Origin of the sequence: Mucilaginibacter sp. PAMC 26640, from assembly GCA_001596135.1 — a bacterium.
Taxonomy (GTDB): domain Bacteria; phylum Bacteroidota; class Bacteroidia; order Sphingobacteriales; family Sphingobacteriaceae; genus Mucilaginibacter.
The window spans coordinates 4,185,021-4,203,044 of the sequence record CP014773.1; the positions used below are offsets into that span (position 1 = coordinate 4,185,021).

Here is an 18,024-nt window from a genome sequence, read left to right on the forward strand (position 1 = left end):
AATTAAGCAACCACTATAACCTGAAAATACTTCAATTCTGCAAATTCTGAGGCTGACGACCCCGTAAATTCTGATTCAAATGACATTCGCCTATCCAAATCTGTTTACATTTGCGCTTTGTTAAAAATACCATGGCTAAAGTTTCTATCAACCTGGCAACAGGCTCTATACAAAAAGAAGATATTATTGTAGGCATCGACTTAGGTACCACCAACTCTCTTGTTGCTTTTATCGATCCGGACAAAAACCCTAAAGTGATTAACGATACCGGTAAAGGCGTTTTGGTGCCATCAGTTGTGCATTTTGGTGCGAGCGGTGATATTAAGGTTGGGAACGAAGCCAGGGAATTTTTAACAACCGACCCACAGAATACAATTTTTTCGGTTAAGCGCCTGTTGGGCAGATCATATGCTGATGTAAAAAATTATCAGAATTTCTTCTCTTACAAGATCATCGATGATGACAGTGAAAGCCTGGTAAAGATAAAGGTTGGCGAAAAGTTCTTTACCCCTATCGAACTATCGGGGATGATATTAAAGGAATTGAAAGAACGTGCGGAGCACGCGCTGAAAACGCCGGTTAACCGAGCAGTGATCACCGTTCCGGCCTACTTTAATGATTCGCAGCGCCAGGCCACGCGGGATGCGGGTAAACTGGCCGGATTGGATGTTTTGCGTATCGTTAACGAGCCTACTGCTGCAAGTTTGGCTTACGGCATCGGTTTAAATCCTGACGACACCAAAACGGTAGCGGTTTATGATCTTGGTGGAGGAACATTTGACGTGTCAATCCTGCAGATCCAAAATGGGATCTTCGAAGTATTATCAACAAACGGCGATACCTTCTTAGGCGGTGACGATTTTGACCGTGCCATAGCTGATTACTGGATAGAAAAAAACAATATTGATAAAGCGCAGCTGGCCGAAAACCGCGAGCTAACGCAACAACTTCGCTTAAAAGCAGAAGAGGCAAAAAAGGCATTTGCACACCAAAGCATTTTTAATGAACAGATAGGTAATATCCATTGCACTATCGATCGCAATACTTTTGAAGCGCTGATATTGCCGAAAGTACAGCAAACTATAACTGCCTGCCAAAACGCATTAAAAGATGCTAAACTGAGCGTTACCGAAATCGATGAAGTGATTATGGTGGGTGGCAGTACCCGCACAGCATTGGTTAAAAAGATGGTGGCTGATTTTTTTGGCAGACCAGTGCACGATAATGTAAACCCGGATGAAGTGGTGGCTCTTGGAGCCGCTATTCAGGCAGATGTTTTAGCTGGTAACCGCAGCGATATTTTACTGCTGGACGTTACCCCGCTATCCTTAGGCATTGAAACCATGGGCGGGCTAATGGACACTATCATTCCCCGTAATTCGAAGATCCCAACCAAAGCCGGCAGGCAATATACTACCAGTAAAGACGGGCAGGTAAATATGAAAATAGCTGTTTACCAAGGTGAGCGCGACCTGATTAAAGAAAACCGTAAGCTGGCCGAATTTGAATTAAAGGGTATCCCTGCCATGCCTGCAGGTTTCCCCAAAGTGGATATTAATTTTATCCTTAATGCAGATGGCATCCTGAAAATTCAGGCGATTGAGCTGCGCAGCGGTGTAAAACAGGAAGTAGAAGTAAAACCGGCTTATGGTATAAATGACGACCTGGTAGAAAAAATGCTGATGGACAGCATTACTAACGCTAAAGACGATGTTGCTGCCCGCATGCTGATTGAAGCCAAAACGGAAGGTGAACAAATGGTTTATACTGTAGAACGCTTTATTGAAAAGAACGGCCAGTTGTTAACCGCTGACGAAGTAACCGCAACAGAACAATACGTTACAAACTTAAAGGTATCCCTGGGCACCGAAGATAAAGACCAGATCCACGCTAAGATTGATGAGTTGAATGACTTTACCCGCCCCTTTGCAGAGCGGGTGATGGATGTGGCGATCGGTGCGGCGATGAAGGGTAAAAGCGTAGACTAAAGGTAAACCGGCCTTTAATGGATATTTTCGATTCCTTGTATGATTTGCTGCTATTTTTTTAATTAGATCGTAATTTCGCTTTCAATAAACGGCCCCACATTAAAGCTATTGAAGATTTGTGACCTCGTTTGCTGTAGAGGAGCCAATCTTTGCCACTCTAGCAATGCTAAAAACAGATCCTTAGCGTATTTATCGGCGTGAATAGCTTCCATGCAAATAATGTTTATCGGTGCACGAATAAATTGTCCGATTTAATCGGATTGCGCCCGAATCTCGCATCCATTAAATTACTTCCAAACCCAAACCGATAAATTGCGTTATTTGTACCAAACAACAACCGCTATTTTGAAAAAATTTTTCTCTCTCCTACTTTTGGCACTTGCTATTACTTCTGCTTCTGCACAAACCACTCCACCAGACAGTACTTTAAAAACCACACTTGACACTGCACGCTACGATTCTTTAATGGTCAGGATGGCCAATGGCGATAAACGCTGGCCGGTTAAAAAATCTCCTTATCCCATGCCGGGTGCTATCCTTCCTTTCAAAAGGATTGTTGCTTACTACGGTAATATGTATTCTAAAAACATGGGCGTGCTGGGCCAGTATGAACCAACTGAAATGCGCAAACGGTTAATGGCCGAAGTAAAAGAATGGGCAGCAGCTGATCCGGCTACACCGGTTATACCTGCTTTGCACTATATCTGCGTCACGGCGCAGGCGGATGCTGGTCGTAATGGACTGCACAGCTTACGCATGCCGTTCAGCCAGATCGATAAAGCGATTGAGATGGCTAAACCGATCAATGCGCTGGTATTTTTAGATATTCAGGTTGGCTTTAGTACGGTGCAAACAGAGTTGCCCCTATTGGAAAAATATTTGAAGATGCCAAACGTTCATTTCGGAATCGATCCCGAATTTTCTATGAAAGAAGGTAGCGTGCCGGGCAAGCGGATAGGCACGTTTGATGCGGCAGATATCAATTACGTTACCGGTTATTTAAGCGATCTGTGCAAAAAGTACAACCTGCCTCCGAAAGTATTTGTAGTACACCGCTTTACCAAGCGAATGTTAACGAATTACCAGGATATTAAATTACGCAGCAATGTACAGTTCGTAATGGATATGGACGGATGGGGCGGCCCGGAATTAAAGAAAGGCACCTACAAGTATTTTGTTCAGGGCGAGCCGGTACAATTCACCGGCTTTAAGCTGTTTTATAAAAATGATATAAAAAACAAGCCCAACCGTATGCTGACCAAAGAAGAAGTGCTGAATTTGAAACCGGTTCCGCTGTATATACAATACCAATAATATAATAAAACAATAAAAAAGCCCCTATGGGGCTTTTTTATTGTCTGCAAGTCGAGGCTTTCTCCTTAGAAAGAAATTAGCCAGGATTATAAATTATCGATCTCAGCTTGTTCTTTCAAAGCCGCAATATTATTTTTATCGCTGAATTCATCAGTTTGGCTGGCAAAATCCTCCAGGATAGATGCTATGGTGTCCAGGTTATCGGCAACACGCTGGTGCATATCCGGCATGTCTTTTTCAAGGCGTTTATCACCAAGTTCTATATTGTCTACTTCTATTTTCGCTAATTTTTGGATGATCGCCTGTTGGCTGTTCTTCAAATCTTCTAATTCGTGAACTATCTTTTCCATCAGTCCGAATTTCTTTAACTTATCCATGGTATCTGTTTTTAATTGTTTAGATAGATAACCTTCAAAATATAAAATTGTTTAAAATTTGCAATTTTGATTTATAACTAATACTTTAGTTATATGAAAGCTACCGTTTATTTCATCCTTTTATGTTGTGCTTGTACAGCTGTATTCGGGCAGGCAAAAGTTGATGAAGCGTTACTGTTGGATTATTATCAGAACCAACGCTTCGCCGATGCTTCGACCTACCTTAAAACGGTATATACCGAACCTGTAACCGATTTAAAAGCCCTCTCCCAATTGGCCTACACCGCTAATATGGCGGGTAAACTGCCGGAAGCAGAGGCCTATTATCAACGGATACATGATATTGATTCAACCAAAACCGGCGTATTATTTAGCCTTGGCAGTATTAACCTGCGGCGAGGCAATCTCCAAAAAGCCGAATTGTACTATAAACAGATAGTGGCCAAAGACACCACAAATTTTGTTGTTTACAAACAGCTGGCGCAAATATGCCAGGACAAAAATGATATAGCCGGCCATATTGTGTATCTGCAAATGGCCAACAAGCTTAATCCGGCAGAACCGGATGTAGCTGCTGACCTGTCTGCCAGGTACATAGATGTAAAAATGATTGCACTTGCAGAGCAGGTTTTAACTAAGGCGGTTACGGCCGACCCGGAAAATAGTACACTCCTGGAAAGCCTGATGAAGCTTACCTACGCACAAAAAAAGTGGCCCGAAACCATCGAAATCTGCCTTAAGCTGATCAGGAACGGTAATGAGTCTGGCCAGGTTAAAACCAAACTGGGGGTTTCATACTTCAACCTTAAGAATTATATATGTGGTGCTGAGACCTTTGCAGATATTCCCGATATCTATCAAAGTGAATTTACCTACTACTATGCCGCCATGTGCTACAAGGCATTAAAAGATCATAAAAACGCTATCGCATTTTTAGAAAAAGCCATTCAAGATGGCATTTCCACCAGCATTGCCTCCTACTACGGAGAAATAGCCGACAGTAATGAGAAGCTTAAACGAAACAAAACCGCAGTGCGGGCTTATCAGAAGGGATTGCAGTTTGAAGAGAGCCGGATGATCTACTACTCACTGGCCAATTTATATGAGACCGGCTTAAGGGACAAGACCAATGCCCGAAAGTATTATAAAAAATACCTGGCTACCAAACCGCCGGAAAAGGAAGCAAAATATATTGCCTACGCAAAAAGTGTGGTTAAATAGTTACAGACATTTTCATCTTGAATATAGCACTTGTGAGTAACAGCCCCATATAGCTTTTACTAAACCCCTCGTCTCAAAAAGCTAACAATGGGAGGTAACGAACGCTAAATAACTTATCTACCGATGCATCAGCCGCGCAACATATTTGCCGATGATATCGAATTCTAAATTCACTACGCTGCCTTGGCGCACGTTGTGCAGGTTGGTATGTTCATAGGTATAAGGAATAATGGCTACCGAAAAATAGTTAGGGCCGGAGTTCACCACCGTTAAACTAATACCATTAACACAGATAGAGCCTTTTTCTACCGTTACATTGCCAGTGGCTTCGTTATAGGCAAACGTATATTCCCAGCTGCCATCCAGCTCGGTAAATTTGGTGCAAGTGGCGGTTTGGTCTACATGGCCTTGAACAATGTGGCCATCCAATCGTGCATTCATTTGCATACATCGCTCCAGGTTTACCGGCTCACCCACCTTCAAGTAGCCAAGGCTGGTTTTGTTCAGGGTCTCTTCAATGGCGGTCACCGTGTGTGTATTTTCGGTAAGACCCACCACGGTAAGGCAAACGCCATTATGCGCCACAGACTGGTCTATCTTCAATTCATTGGTGATAGCCGATTCTACGGTAATATGCAGATTGCCTTGCTCGGGTTTTAACTCCGTGATCTTTCCTAAAGTTTCTATAATTCCTGTAAACATCGTTTCGAATTTAACCAACGTGCCATTGATGAGTTAACCGCAGAACACGTGAAGTATTCATCTATAGCGCAAAGGAACGCGAAAATAATACTTTTTAGCCGCAGATTTTTTAAGTACTAATAAGAGGAGATTTCCATGAGATTATTGTGCCACCAGCGTTGCTAGGGACCGGGCCGGGAGTGTTAAACCATCTGCCAAATACTTCTTGCCTGGCAGTTTTTGCATGTTGTTGTTTTGATCAGCAGTGCTTATATAGACGGCCGCCTTTGAGTATAGCTTCTTAGCATGACTTAATCCCAGTTTTAGCTTGACCGGGGCGGTGCCATAGTTGATAGCCACTACTACTAATTTATTTGTTATCTGATCTATGTAGGCCGATGTCATGATATTTCCGTCGCCGGAAACAGCGTCAACCCGCTGCATACCCGGGCGCACAAATAAACTGTAATGGCCCAGGGCCCATAGGTTTTTTGTTACCGTGAATTCGCCATCTTTATAATCGGGCTGCGGGTTCAGTGCAATTAAATAGTAGCGGGTATCAAAATCGGCGGCCCCAGGTTCGTATGAATTCCAAAACTGCCAGGCTGTAGCATTGCCCACGGTGAGGTCGGTGTGAATCACTTTTGCTAAGAACAGGGCGCAATCCATCGCACTGCGTTTTCCCTTGTTACCATCTTTGTACCCATCGCCCAGCATTGAATACTCAGTTTGCCAGTAGTTTACGCCGTAGTGCCGGGCAGTATCTGCCAAATGCTTACGAACGGCAACCCGGTTGCTATCAGTTGCTTCCGAAAAATAACTATGACCACCAATTAACTTCGGCAGATGCTGAAGGTTACCCAGGTAAAGCGGATATCCCTGTTTAAAAAATTGCTGAATCTGGTTCGATGTGCCCGTTGTACCCGAATACAAGTAGTTGAGCATGCCAGCCTCCGTGATCAGGATCTTGCTATTGAGCTGATTTTCGGTGAGGCTTTTATCAAGGGCATTTACAATATGAGCGATCTCTTCGTTTTTCCAGGGTGATCCCTCCTGCTTAGCTTGCATGTACTGATCAGCCCAATCCCATTGGGGTTCGTTCACTGGGCTGATGTAGTTAAAATGCAATCCCTCCGCATCAAAATGTTTAATTACAGCCGAAAGAAATGCTGCGTACGCATCATAGGATTCAGGTTTTAAATTGGACTTATAATCCTTCTCCAGTTTATAGCCCAAACCATTTTTGGTGAACTGAACCGGAGGAGAATTAGTGAAAGCGATTAGGGTCTCCACTCCATAAGCATGCGCTTTTTTCAAAAAGAACTGATAACCGGCCTGTTTGCTCCAATCGTAATGGCCGTTTTTATCCAGGAACGATTCTGTTCTTTTTCTAAAATCCTTAATACCACTGCTATCGCCCTGCTCTGCCGTCCCCGCGCCGATATTAAAACGCCATGCTGAAAGACCAATACCCTGCGGATTACCATGCAGATCTAACTTGCGGCTAAACAATAGTTCCGCTATTTTCTCTTTCTTTTGCGAAGGCCAGTATTTACCGATACCCTCAGAAAACCAGCAACCCGAAGCGCCGATGTTATCGATTACCTGTGCACGATGATTTAGATCGATAGTCACGTTAACTATGGTATCCCGACTATGGTTTTGCGGGTTGTAAAAAGCACTAAATAACGATAAAACAAACAGATGCAACATGAAAAAGATTCTGATTTAACTACAAATATTAAAAATTATGGCGCTTTATTTAAAGCAACTGTCTAACTCCACCCGTTTATTGCGCAAATCTCTACCGCCTTCCATCACAGATTTGAGATTGGCCAGGTAAAAGGTCCACCCTATCTGGCATTTTACCAGCAGGTTTTTCTTCGGGTCGCTTTCCTGCGGGATATCATCCTGCACAAGATCGATAATTGTCAACCCATTGCGGGTAGAGAATGATACACTCACCGTGCTGCCACCTGTAAAAGTAAATTTAATAAAGTCATGTCCGTTTGCTTCCAGCACGCTGCCTCTTTCAGTAACCGAATTATCGTGACCATGCCAATGCCAAACGTAAGTGTCTTCTTTGCAAATTTGTTCGTCTGCAGCTCTCAGGCGCATCGGCACTGTGAAAAAATCAGCTTTACGCAGAAACCATTTTTCCAATCCGCCTGGCGTTGCCCAAGCCATATAAAGGCTGCGCAGATCCACGTTGTAATCGCCGCAAAGCGTAAATTTTTTCCACCTGATGTCTTCCATAATTGGTTTGATTACCCAGATAAAACTAAGAATAATAGTTTGTCTTTTGCTAATTTGCCGCCAAATCTATTTATACATGCCAAAGCAAAGTGCAGGGATATTAGCGTACCGAAAAACGGGTCACATCCTCGAGGTATTCCTGGTACACCCCGGCGGGCCTTTCTGGAAAAACAAAGATACCGGTGCCTGGAGCATCCCTAAGGGCGAATACGAGGAGAATGAAGAGCCTTTACATGCGGCCAAACGGGAATTTACAGAAGAGACAGGCCAAAGTATTGCTGGTGATTTTACCGTGCTAACGCCCGTAAAGTATAAAGGTGGTAAAATAATTCGTGCCTGGGCCGTAGCAGCAGATATAGATCATACTAATATCAAAAGCAATTTTTTTGAGATGGAATGGCCCCCCAGGTCTGGCAAGAAGGCGAGCTTTGAGGAGGTAGACCGGGCAGATTGGTTTGATATTGAAACAGCCAAACGAAAGATAGTTCCGGCACAGGTACCATTGCTGGATGAGTTGGCTATCTGTTTGAACCTTGTTTAGCTTGATAAAAAGGATTAAGTGAGCATGTGTTTTAATAACTCGCAGCGTAAATTCGATAGTACTACAATAAACCGATATTACAAACTGCTCCTGTTCCTAACCCAATTACTTCCCTCAACCGAAACATTCACGCTTTGAGCAAGTTTATTTTCGGCCAGCAATCGTTCCATAAGTATGGCCGCAACTAGTGCTTCGTCTTCGTTGCCGGTTTGTAATACTTCCGGAGTGAAGTACTTTTTAACAAAATGGGTATCAAAGTTCCCATTGGTGAAGGCTTCATGTTGCATTACAAATTTACCAAAGGGTAGTGTAGTAATAATTCCGGTGATCTGATATTCGTCGATAGCGCGGATCATTCTTTCGATGGCTTCAGTACGATCTTTACCAAAAGTGATCAACTTGGCAATCATCGGGTCATAGTAAATCGGTATCTCCATCCCTTGTTCAAAGCCATCGTCTACCCGCACGCCGGGGCCTTTTGGGGTAACATAGGTTTGTAGTGTGCCAATATCCGGCAGGAAATTATTAGCGGGGTCTTCTGCGTAAACGCGCAGCTCCATGGCATGCCCGTTAATTTTCAAATCTTCCTGCTTAAAGCTGATGGCCTCACCGCGAGCAATTTTGATCTGCTCCTTTACAAGATCTATCCCGGTGATCAGCTCTGTTACGGGATGCTCCACCTGCAGGCGCGTATTCATCTCCAGAAAATAAAAGTTCAGCTTTTCATCCATAATAAACTCCACCGTGCCAGCTCCTGTATAATTTACGGAGCGTGCCACATCCACTGCGCATTTACCCATAGCTTCGCGGATCCCGGGCGTTAAAACGAAGGATGGTGCTTCTTCCACTACCTTTTGATGGCGGCGCTGTACAGAGCAATCCCGCTCGAAAAGGTGGACAATATTACCATGAGTATCACCCAAAACCTGGATCTCAATATGGCGCGGTGAAGAGACATAACGCTCTATAAATACGGACCCATCGCCAAAGGCCGAAGTTGCTTCGGAAACAGCCAGATCCATTTGCTCTACAAAATCTTCAGCGGTATCCACTATGCGCATGCCCTTGCCGCCGCCACCGGCGGCGGCTTTAATCAGGATAGGAAAGCCTACTTCCTCCGCTCTTGCTTTAGCTTCGGCAATGTTGGTAATGGCTTCTTCGGTGCCCGGCACCATGGGAATGTTATACTTTAAGGCTGCTGCTTTAGCAGAGAGTTTATTGCCCATCACCTCCATAGCTTCCGGAGAGGGGCCGATCAGGGTGAGGCCTGCATCACGTACCTGCCTCGCAAAACCCGCATTCTCACTTAAAAAGCCATAACCCGGGTGGATACCCACAGCACCGGTTTGTTTACAGGCAGCAATGATCTTGTCGCCGACCAAATAACTTTGATTAGATGGCGCTTCGCCAATAAATACCGCCTCATCCGCATAGCGCACATGGAGTGCGTCGCGATCTGCAGCAGAATAAACGGCCACGGTTTTGATCCCCATTTCGCGCGCAGAACGCATTACCCTTAAGGCTATTTCGCCCCGGTTGGCTACCAGTATTTTTTGCATAGAAAACAAATGTAATGGATTATTTGAAAGCGGAAAATTTGTCTGAAAGGATTATAATTTTCTTCTTCAAGCATTCCTCGGTAACGTTAAGATAAATGTGATCACACATAAACTTAAATAAAATTCGCATAACGTTTAGCAATAAAGCGGATGCAAAGATTTAGGCGAAGAGAAGAATCAAAAAACCGTTTACATAAAACCGATTTCTATTCGGTGCGCCATCCTATAAACACTGGTGCTCGTCGAAATTATAATTGGAAGGCTAGACTACCCTACCAAACTTTCCTGCTCAATTTTCTTCTGGAGTTCTAAAATAGCGCCAATGAGCGCCTCGGGGCGAGGCGGGCAACCTTGTACATATACATCAACCGGGATCACCCTGTCAACTCCTTTAACCACATGGTAACCGTGCTGCCAGTAAGGGCCACCACAATTGCTGCATGAGCCCATAGAGATCACATACTTTGGATCAGGCATTTGCTCGTACAGGCGCTTGATGCGTTCGGCCATTTTAAAAGTCACCGTTCCTGCTATGATGATCACATCTGCCTGGCGGGACGAAGGCCTGGGGAAAACACCAAACCTGTCCAGATCGTAAGTGGCTGCTAAAGCGCCCATCATTTCTATAGCACAGCAGGCGATGCCAAAACTTAATGGCCATAAAGATGATAACCGCGCCCAGTTGAGCAGATCGTTCATTTTGGTGACCACTACGCCACCGCTTTCATTGGTCAGGTCAGGCGTCATTAGCTGGCTTTTTAAATGCTGGTTTAAACATGGGTTTCTTTAAATCGGTAGTTGCTGGTGAAGCTGGCAACGGGGCTTGAACGTTTTGGATACTGAAGTCCTTCACTTTAAAGCCGCTTTGTTGTACGTTGAGCTGGTCGTACAGTGACTGTGGGATGCGTGACCCGGATGCTGGCAAAGTGGGCGCTGGTTTGATCCAGTCGAGATCGCCTTTCACCCAAACATAGGCCAGGCCCAATATCAGGATGCCTAAAAAAACAAACATCTCACCAAGCGACACCCAGCCCCAGCGGGCATCGCCCTGAATGATATCTTTGTTAGCGAATACGGTGGCCCATGGAAACACAAAAACCATCTCCACATCAAATAACAGGAACACCAAAGCGATAACATAAAAGCGCGAATTGAATGGCAACCAGGCATTTCCGGTGGGTTCTTCCCCGCATTCGTAGGTGCTAAGTTTCTCAGCATTAGGGTTTCGCGGGGCAATCAACCGGTTTGCAAAAAAAAGAAAGCCTATCATTACAATGCCTGTAATTAAAAAGATCAATATCTTTCCAAATTCTGATATTTGCGAAACATCATCCATGACAGCAAATTTAACAAAACAAACCCAATTTGACGCTATAATAATAGGAGGCGGCGCCTGCGGGCTCATGTGCGCAGTGCAAGCAGGCTTTATGGGCAAGCGCACACTTATTTTAGAAAAAAACGAAAAGGTGGGTGCCAAGATCCTTATCAGCGGTGGAGGGCGTTGCAATTATACCAACCTATATACTACCCACAAGCAATTCATATCTCAAAACGAACATTTCAGCCGGTCTGCCCTGGCACAATGGACGGTGGACGACAGCGTGACATTTTTCGAGACCTATGGTGTTGCGGGAAAAGAAAAGACGCTTGGACAACTATTTCCAGTAAGCGATAAGGCTAAGGACGTAGTAAACGTTTTTACAGATCTGTGCAATGACCTGGGCCAGGAGATTTGGTGTGATGCAGAGGTTTTAAGTATTGAAAAAGTTGAGAATGGTTTTAACATATTGCTGGATAGGGTTGGCAAAACGCAAACTTTATTTGCCCCAAAAGTGGTGATGGCAGCAGGCGGCTTGCCTATTGCTAAAATGGGTGCCTCCGATTTTGGGATGCGGACAGCCCGTAAATTCGGGATGGCGGTTACGGAGACCTCCCCTGCCCTTGTACCGTTAACCATTACCGGTAAGGATTTGCCCTGGTACGAAAAACTATCCGGCAATAGCGTTTTTTGCCGCGTTTGGAACGATAAGGCCAGCTTTGAAGAAAATATTCTGTTTACCCACTGGGGTTTAAGCGGACCAGCCATTTTACAGATCTCATCCTACTGGAAACCTGGCGAAAGTATTTACATAGATCTGCTGCCAGGCAAAGATATAACCGGGATGATCCTGTCTGAACGTGAGCAGGGCGGCAAAAAAATGCTGCTGGCTTATCTCTCCGGCCTATTTACCCGCAAATTTGCAGAAGCACTAAGCGATTACGTACCGGCTGAGAAAAACCTGGCTTCACTTACCAAAACCGAACTGGACGATATCAGTATTCTGATCCACGAGTTTAAGGTAAAGCCTGCCGGTACAAAGGGTTATGATAAAGCTGAAGTGATGACCGGCGGAGTAGATACCAACGAACTCTCTTCCAAAACGCTTGAAGCTAAAAAAGTACCGGGCTTATTTTTTGGGGGAGAATGCGTAGATGTTACCGGATGGCTGGGTGGCTACAATTTTCAATGGGCCTGGGCCAGCGGGTTTGTAATTGCGCAAAACCTGTAACTCACTATTACTTGTCCTTTCAGTTTGCTTTGCATTGCCGAATCATCGGCTAAATTTTTACATAACACCTTCCAAGTAAAAAATCTCCTAGCGATAGCTAAAGAAAATAGTATTATAATACCGTAATTTTACGGTAGACGTGGAAAAAATCAATAACGATATTAGCGTTACGGAAACAATCTCACGAAATGAAATCAGCATCACAAAAACCTGTCTATAAAATATTTAGATCAGGAAAAACAGTTTATTTTGCTTTGTTGGCAACACTCATACTGCTTACGTCGCATAAATGTATGGCGCAGGACATCCCGGGTCCGCTGGACGTAAATTCTTTCGCCGAATTAAATTTTCAGCGTAACCAACTAAACATAGATATTCCTAAAGCAGAAAGCAGAATAAATGATGTAACCTTTAAAGCTGATACGTCATATCTGTTTAACAGCAGTTTGGATGCGAAAAAAAATATGGATTACTATAAAAAAATTGTGGACCAATTTGCAACAAAAAAAGACACCTCCGGCATTTCGAAAGCAAAGTATGGTTACGAATTTTATTCAGATCAGTTTGATCAATTAAACCGCAAACTATCAGAATCGCGGTCGGCTAACAAAGAACTGATCGAACTCAAAAAATCATTGAGCGATAAAAAAGGCGACTTGCTCCGAATTCAAAGTAAAATAAGCCAGTTAATGATCCCTAAAATCAATCAACAAAATCTAATGTTTTGGGCCGGGATTGGATTTGTGTTACTGATGTGCATATTACTGGGGACATTCTATTTCGTAGTAAAAACTGACTCAATTATACGGGGTATCATATTCAGCGGAGATTCCGGCATTCAGTTTATTGCTTTATTTAGTATTATTGTAGCTATCATTCTGCTAGGGCTTACTGGTGTTCTAGAGGGTAAAGAACTATCGGCGTTGCTAGGTTCTGTAGCAGGCTATATCCTTGGCAAAGTGAAATTCTCATCGGCAAGCAGTAATCCGAGCCCTGGCCCCGATCAAAACCCTGATGGTAACCCAAATCCCGTTGATGACCCTAAACTTAACACAAACCCGGCAATAGCTTAAGCAGTGCTTTTACTAAGCAGCCCATTTCTTACATCCAGGTAAACGGGTCACCGGATGCAATGTGGGTTATTTTTACGCCCGGCAATACCGGCTGGAGCCATTCTACAAAATACTCCATTCCCGGTTCTTCGCTTACAGCATGTCCCAGTACGATCAGGGCAACCTTTCTCCCTTGCTCATTGGCATTGCGGATAAATTCGGCCGTTTCCCATTCCGATTGCTCACCGATGATCAATACATCGGGTTTATCGTTAACAACGGTGGTAAGATGCCATTTACCACCGGCCGCACCCGGAATTATTGCTAATTTTTCGCAAGGCTGATTCAAATCACCTATCACCCTCAAATGTGCGATGTTGAGCGTCGATTTTAAATGCTGCACCACCTGGCGTAAACTTTGTTTTGGGATCATCACCGTGGTGTCGCCTTTGTAATAAGGCAGCCAACCCGTTTTTTTCAACACACCGTATCCGACTATATCAGGATTAATGGAATGGATGTAGTCGTGGCAACGCCAGACGGTTATCTTGTATTTGTTTAAAAGATCTAATTTTTGTTGAACTACCGGGTTATTCTTTACCATTTCCTTATCATCGGTATGATTATAAAAGGTTGGTTCGTGCGCGATGATAAAATTAGCACCTAAATTTGCTGCTTGTTCAATCACAGCTACTGTAGCAAACATCGTAGTTACAATGCCGGTTACTATACTGTCTGCACTCCCGCTCTTAAGAGTATCAACCGTTCCCGGAATTGGTTTAAGGTTACCCTTTTTCATGATCATGTCGATCACTTGTTGCACGGTAAATTGCTCTGCGGACTTGAATAAACCAACACCCGCAAAAGATGTCTGCAAATTAAACAACGCTAATCCACCGGTTGCAGTTAACGTATTGGCAATAAATCTTCTTCGTGAATGGGTTGAGATCACAGGCGCTTTCATAGATGTGCGGGCTAATTATGTTAATACGAATTAACACAAATAAAACTGGATTTAAAGCACGCAGGTTGGGTTAATAATTACTTTCAAATTCCTAAGGGATTAACTCTGTGATTGAGAAAATTAAAAAAGCCGCCTCTTTTTTAAGGAGGCAGCTCTGATGATTGTATTATCCAAATTATCTTATTTCTGCGGAGGAGCCGGCGGTGTAGTTCCCTGACCAGCCGGAGGTGGGGTACCCGGACCACCCATACCACCAGGAGGCGGGCCACCAGGGCCTTGACCAGGACCACCACGACGAGGCGGCGCTGGTGCAGCTACTACTTCGGGATGCGAAACGCCACGATGGCAGCTGTAGCAATTGATGCCTGTTGTCATCATCATGCCTAAACTGTCCTTCTTGGCCTCAAAATATTTTTTATTAATGTCATTCATCATTTTATACATATGGCGGGCCATATCTTTTTCTGGCTTTGCATCGCTTGCAAAATCCATCTTATTGGTAGTTTCATTACGGGCGTGGCAAAAATTACATCTTACATTTAAAGAGTGCGCCCATTCATCCATCACCGCATCCAGTTGCCTGTCGGTTATATTTTTCGGCAACACTTTTAAGTTGGTAAACTTATGCTCCTCCTCCTGACGCGCAGGGGTCATTGCCATTATTGCTACCACTGATAAGAGGCAAAAGGTGGCTAGTAATTTCTTGTTGATTGTCATTGATTAAAGGGCTTTAGTGCGACTAATTTAAATAAATAATATCTACATAACACCCATAACACATAAATGTTACAGAAATGTCATATTATTTATGTTTGAACATGCTTCTGAAGCTTATTGATTGAATGGTTGGATCAAATCAGCACTAATATCCCAAAGAATCTGTCGTTGCTTTTCATCGGTTGCTAAGTTAGATGTGCTGTGCACTTCTTTATTCTTGAAATATTTGCCGCTTTTCGCATCCACCCTGCTACCCGTAGCCAAATAAATAGAAGTTTGTGCGCCTTGCTCTGCCGTGATCATGAAGGGCTGTGATAACCACATCATCGTTTTAGCGATCCCCGTAAGATTTAACCCAAAATTTGAATTAACGAAGCCGGGATGCAGCGCAAACGCAGTAATTCCTTTCGGTCCATATTTTACGGCCAGCGACTTCGTAAAGTAAATATTAAATAGCTTAGCCATAGCATATGACTTAAGCGGCGAATAATCTGTGTGTTCCCATTTAAGGTCTTTAAAACGTGGCTTGGCAAATCGGTGCGCTTCACTGCTTACGTTGATGATCCGCGCCTGTCCCCGTTCCAATAAAGGAAGCAATAAATTTGTGAGTAAAAAATGGCCAAGATGGTTTACAGCGAAAGTCATTTCAAATCCGTCCTTACTCAATTCGCGCTGCTCAAAAATGCCACCGGCATTGTTGAGCAAAACATTTATACTGAACAAACTACTCTTTAGCAGGTCAGCCGCGTCGCGAACACTGCACATGTCAGACAAGTCGCAATACACAACGTAAATATTAGCATTGTTTGAAGCTGAGATGATCTGCTGTCTTACTAACTCCCCTTTTTCTTTATCACGCACTAACAAATAAACGGCATGATTTTTTTTTGCAAGGGCCAGGGCGGTCTCTTTGCCAATACCGGATGTTGCACCGGTGATAACTGTTGTAGTAATGGGCATCCTGGTATTAATTAAATATATTTCTCAAATCAAAACTAAGATATTAAACAGTGTATACAAAGCTTAATGCAAAAAGCAATCCCGGAGGATTGCTTTAGCAAATCTTAGCTCTTTTTGGCACTGAGCAAGTATAAAAGAAATGTTTGTGTACTATCTGCTCACTTTATTTTCACCCTCTATAGCAATCCCATTTTGTTCGGCAATTGCTTTGTACTCAAAAGCACCTTTGAGGCCTTTCATATTAAATGTAAATTTCCCATCTGCTGGTACATTAACCCAATTGGTATAAATCCACTTGCCTGCGTAAAGGGTTTCTATTTGCCCGCCATAGGTTCTATAAGCAAAACGGGCCCTTTTCACCAATTTGTTTTTATAGTTGTATATACTTCCGCTTAACAACAGACCCTGTGGCGATTGCTTTGCATCATCAGTTTTTACAACCACAGCCTCGTCAATTGTAGGCTGTACGTTTTCAAGTTTAATTACTACGGCGTTTGGCCACCGGTGATCATCATAGATGCGCTGCGCCTTTACCACAGATACCAGCAGGCCTGCTGGGGTTTGGCTGTATCGGCATTCAACATGCGGGTTGGCATTGTATTCAATTATCTTACTGTTTTGCCCCAGCACATTTACTACAGTATTGCCTGTTGCTTTTACCGAATGCAGTAAAAAGGTTTTGCGTTCCCCCTCTTTCCATTTGGGCATTCCCGTAATTATCGCAAAAACGGTACTTCCCTTAGCGGTAAAAAGTATATTCTCTTCTTTATCTACCACCCAGGCCCTGGTGCTGTCAATGCATTCTCGGTTTATAAAATACCAGCCGGCTACTTCCCGCAGGCGGTCTTCCTCTTCTGCCGGTAGCTCTCCGTTAGGTTTTGGGCCTACATTTAATAGTAAAGAACCTCCTTTTGAACGTGCTTCCAGCAATAATTCAATTAATTGTGTGCCCGATTTATAGCGCTCGTTGGTAGGTTGATACTGCCAGGCGGTACCAATTGTGATCGGTGCCAGCCAGGGTTGTGTTATTTTAGTCCCTGGCAGCGTTTGCTCAGGTGTTTTGATAGCACCACGGGTAATTAATATATCAGGCTGTAGTTTCCAGCAGGTTTCTTTAACTATTTCTTTGGGTTCGCCGTCAATAAAAAACACATCGATTTTACCATAATTAGTCATCAACTCCTCGCATTGTTTACGGTTGTATTCATCGTAATCTTTACGCGTTTGAGCATCCATTTTCACATCGGTACGGCTGATAGGAAGATGATGATCGTGCAAAAAGTTAAAATCTTCAGGAGAAAAATAAAAGCCAACATCCAACCCAACTTCACGGGTGGCCTTTACAAACTCTTTAAGCAGATCTTTTTTATAAGGCGTTTGGGTAATGTTAAACTTGGTTGTTTTGGTATCCCACATACAAAAGCCAGAGTGGTGCTTGGTAGTAAACACAATATATTTCATCCCCGCCAACTTTGCCAAAACCGCTATTTGGTAAGGGTCGAACTTTGCCGGATCGAATGTTTTAGGCAGATCATTAAAATACCGGTCAACATAATCGTCGCTGGCGCCAACAAGCGAGTGGCTAATCACCACGCCAAGTTGTGAATCCATACTGAAATGGATAAAAAGGCCCATGCCGGTGTTTTTTAACCATTGCTCACGCTCAGGTTTGTTTAAGTTATAATTACTTGATACATCATCTTTAACAAGATCGTTTTGAGCCGAAACAATAAAGAAGGAGAATAAAAGTATGATAGATAAAAGCTGTTTTTTAAACATATGCTGGAGGTATTTTCAAAAAACCAGGAAGGGAACCACCCCTTCCTGGTTAATCAAATATAAAAT

General features: G+C 43.5%; 17 protein-coding genes. 6 read left to right on the plus strand and 11 right to left on the minus strand.

Annotation, left to right across the window (positions count from 1 at the left end; genetic code table 11):
- The first annotated feature begins 131 nt into the window (after positions 1-131).
- A complete protein-coding gene (locus A0256_18135; GenBank protein ID AMR33199.1) occupies positions 132-1,988 on the plus strand; it encodes a heat-shock protein Hsp70 in 1,857 nt (618 codons plus the stop codon).
- Between the two features lie 372 nt (positions 1,989-2,360).
- Positions 2,361-3,302 (plus strand): hypothetical protein, encoded by a 942-nt coding sequence (locus A0256_18140; GenBank protein AMR33200.1) that lies wholly within the window; start codon positions 2,361-2,363, stop codon positions 3,300-3,302.
- 86 nt (positions 3,303-3,388) lie between these two features.
- Here the strand turns inward: A0256_18140 and A0256_18145 are convergent, their stop codons facing one another.
- Positions 3,389-3,679 carry a hypothetical protein gene (locus A0256_18145; GenBank protein ID AMR33201.1) on the minus strand — a complete coding sequence of 97 codons (291 nt, stop codon included), beginning with the start codon at positions 3,677-3,679 and terminating at the stop codon, positions 3,389-3,391.
- A gap of 93 nt (positions 3,680-3,772) precedes the next feature.
- On the opposite strand from A0256_18145, the gene A0256_18150 reads away from it, so the two are divergent.
- Complete coding sequence (locus tag A0256_18150) at positions 3,773-4,900, plus strand: hypothetical protein (GenBank protein ID AMR33202.1); 1,128 nt, start codon at positions 3,773-3,775, stop codon at positions 4,898-4,900.
- Between the two features lie 117 nt (positions 4,901-5,017).
- Here A0256_18150 and A0256_18155 read toward each other — a convergent pair whose 3' ends face one another.
- The 3 genes from A0256_18155 to A0256_18165 form a co-directional block, all read right to left on the minus strand.
- Positions 5,018-5,602, minus strand: a complete 585-nt coding sequence (locus A0256_18155) for a riboflavin synthase subunit alpha (GenBank protein ID AMR33203.1) — start codon at positions 5,600-5,602, stop codon at positions 5,018-5,020.
- 141 nt (positions 5,603-5,743) lie between these two features.
- On the minus strand, positions 5,744-7,294 hold the full coding sequence (locus A0256_18160) for a beta-glycosidase (GenBank protein AMR33204.1): 1,551 nt from the start codon (positions 7,292-7,294) through the stop codon (positions 5,744-5,746).
- 45 nt (positions 7,295-7,339) lie between these two features.
- Positions 7,340-7,837 (minus strand): hypothetical protein, encoded by a 498-nt coding sequence (locus A0256_18165; GenBank protein AMR33205.1) that lies wholly within the window; start codon positions 7,835-7,837, stop codon positions 7,340-7,342.
- 76 nt (positions 7,838-7,913) lie between these two features.
- Here A0256_18165 and A0256_18170 point away from each other — a divergent pair, with 76 nt between their 5' ends.
- Entirely contained in the window at positions 7,914-8,378 is a 465-nt protein-coding gene (locus A0256_18170; protein ID AMR33206.1) for an NUDIX hydrolase, read from the plus strand.
- A 77-nt stretch (positions 8,379-8,455) separates the two neighbouring features.
- Here the strand turns inward: A0256_18170 and A0256_18175 are convergent, their stop codons facing one another.
- The 3 genes from A0256_18175 to A0256_18185 form a co-directional block, all read right to left on the minus strand.
- The gene (locus A0256_18175; protein AMR33207.1) at positions 8,456-9,937 is read right to left on the minus strand and encodes a biotin carboxylase; all 1,482 of its coding nucleotides are present in this window, start codon (positions 9,935-9,937) and stop codon (positions 8,456-8,458) included.
- 267 nt (positions 9,938-10,204) lie between these two features.
- Positions 10,205-10,684, minus strand: coding sequence for an NADH dehydrogenase (locus A0256_18180; protein ID AMR33208.1), 480 nt, complete (start codon positions 10,682-10,684; stop codon positions 10,205-10,207).
- Positions 10,674-11,273 (minus strand): NADH dehydrogenase, encoded by a 600-nt coding sequence (locus A0256_18185; GenBank protein AMR33209.1) that lies wholly within the window; start codon positions 11,271-11,273, stop codon positions 10,674-10,676. Before A0256_18185 ends, A0256_18180 begins: the two co-directional genes overlap by 11 nt.
- Between A0256_18185 and A0256_18190 the strand changes: the two genes are divergently transcribed.
- Entirely contained in the window at positions 11,272-12,486 is a 1,215-nt protein-coding gene (locus tag A0256_18190; protein ID AMR33210.1) for a DNA-binding protein, read from the plus strand. The two genes, A0256_18185 and A0256_18190, sit on opposite strands and share 2 nt — an antisense overlap.
- A gap of 293 nt (positions 12,487-12,779) precedes the next feature.
- Positions 12,780-13,559: a hypothetical protein gene (locus A0256_18195; protein AMR33211.1), complete on the plus strand. Its 780-nt coding sequence runs from the start codon at positions 12,780-12,782 to the stop codon at positions 13,557-13,559.
- Positions 13,560-13,587: 28 nt separating this feature from the next.
- Here the strand turns inward: A0256_18195 and A0256_18200 are convergent, their stop codons facing one another.
- The 4 genes from A0256_18200 to A0256_18215 all read right to left on the minus strand — a co-directional run bounded on the left by A0256_18200 (position 13,588) and on the right by A0256_18215 (position 17,958).
- A complete protein-coding gene (locus tag A0256_18200) occupies positions 13,588-14,337 on the minus strand; it encodes a hypothetical protein (GenBank protein ID AMR34609.1) in 750 nt (249 codons plus the stop codon).
- Positions 14,338-14,682: 345 nt separating this feature from the next.
- Positions 14,683-15,156, minus strand: coding sequence for a hypothetical protein (locus A0256_18205; GenBank protein AMR33212.1), 474 nt, complete (start codon positions 15,154-15,156; stop codon positions 14,683-14,685).
- Positions 15,157-15,333: 177 nt separating this feature from the next.
- Positions 15,334-16,179, minus strand: coding sequence for a hypothetical protein (locus A0256_18210; GenBank protein AMR33213.1), 846 nt, complete (start codon positions 16,177-16,179; stop codon positions 15,334-15,336).
- Positions 16,180-16,329: 150 nt separating this feature from the next.
- Entirely contained in the window at positions 16,330-17,958 is a 1,629-nt protein-coding gene (locus A0256_18215; protein AMR33214.1) for an alpha-L-fucosidase, read from the minus strand.
- Positions 17,959-18,024: the final 66 nt, after the last annotated feature.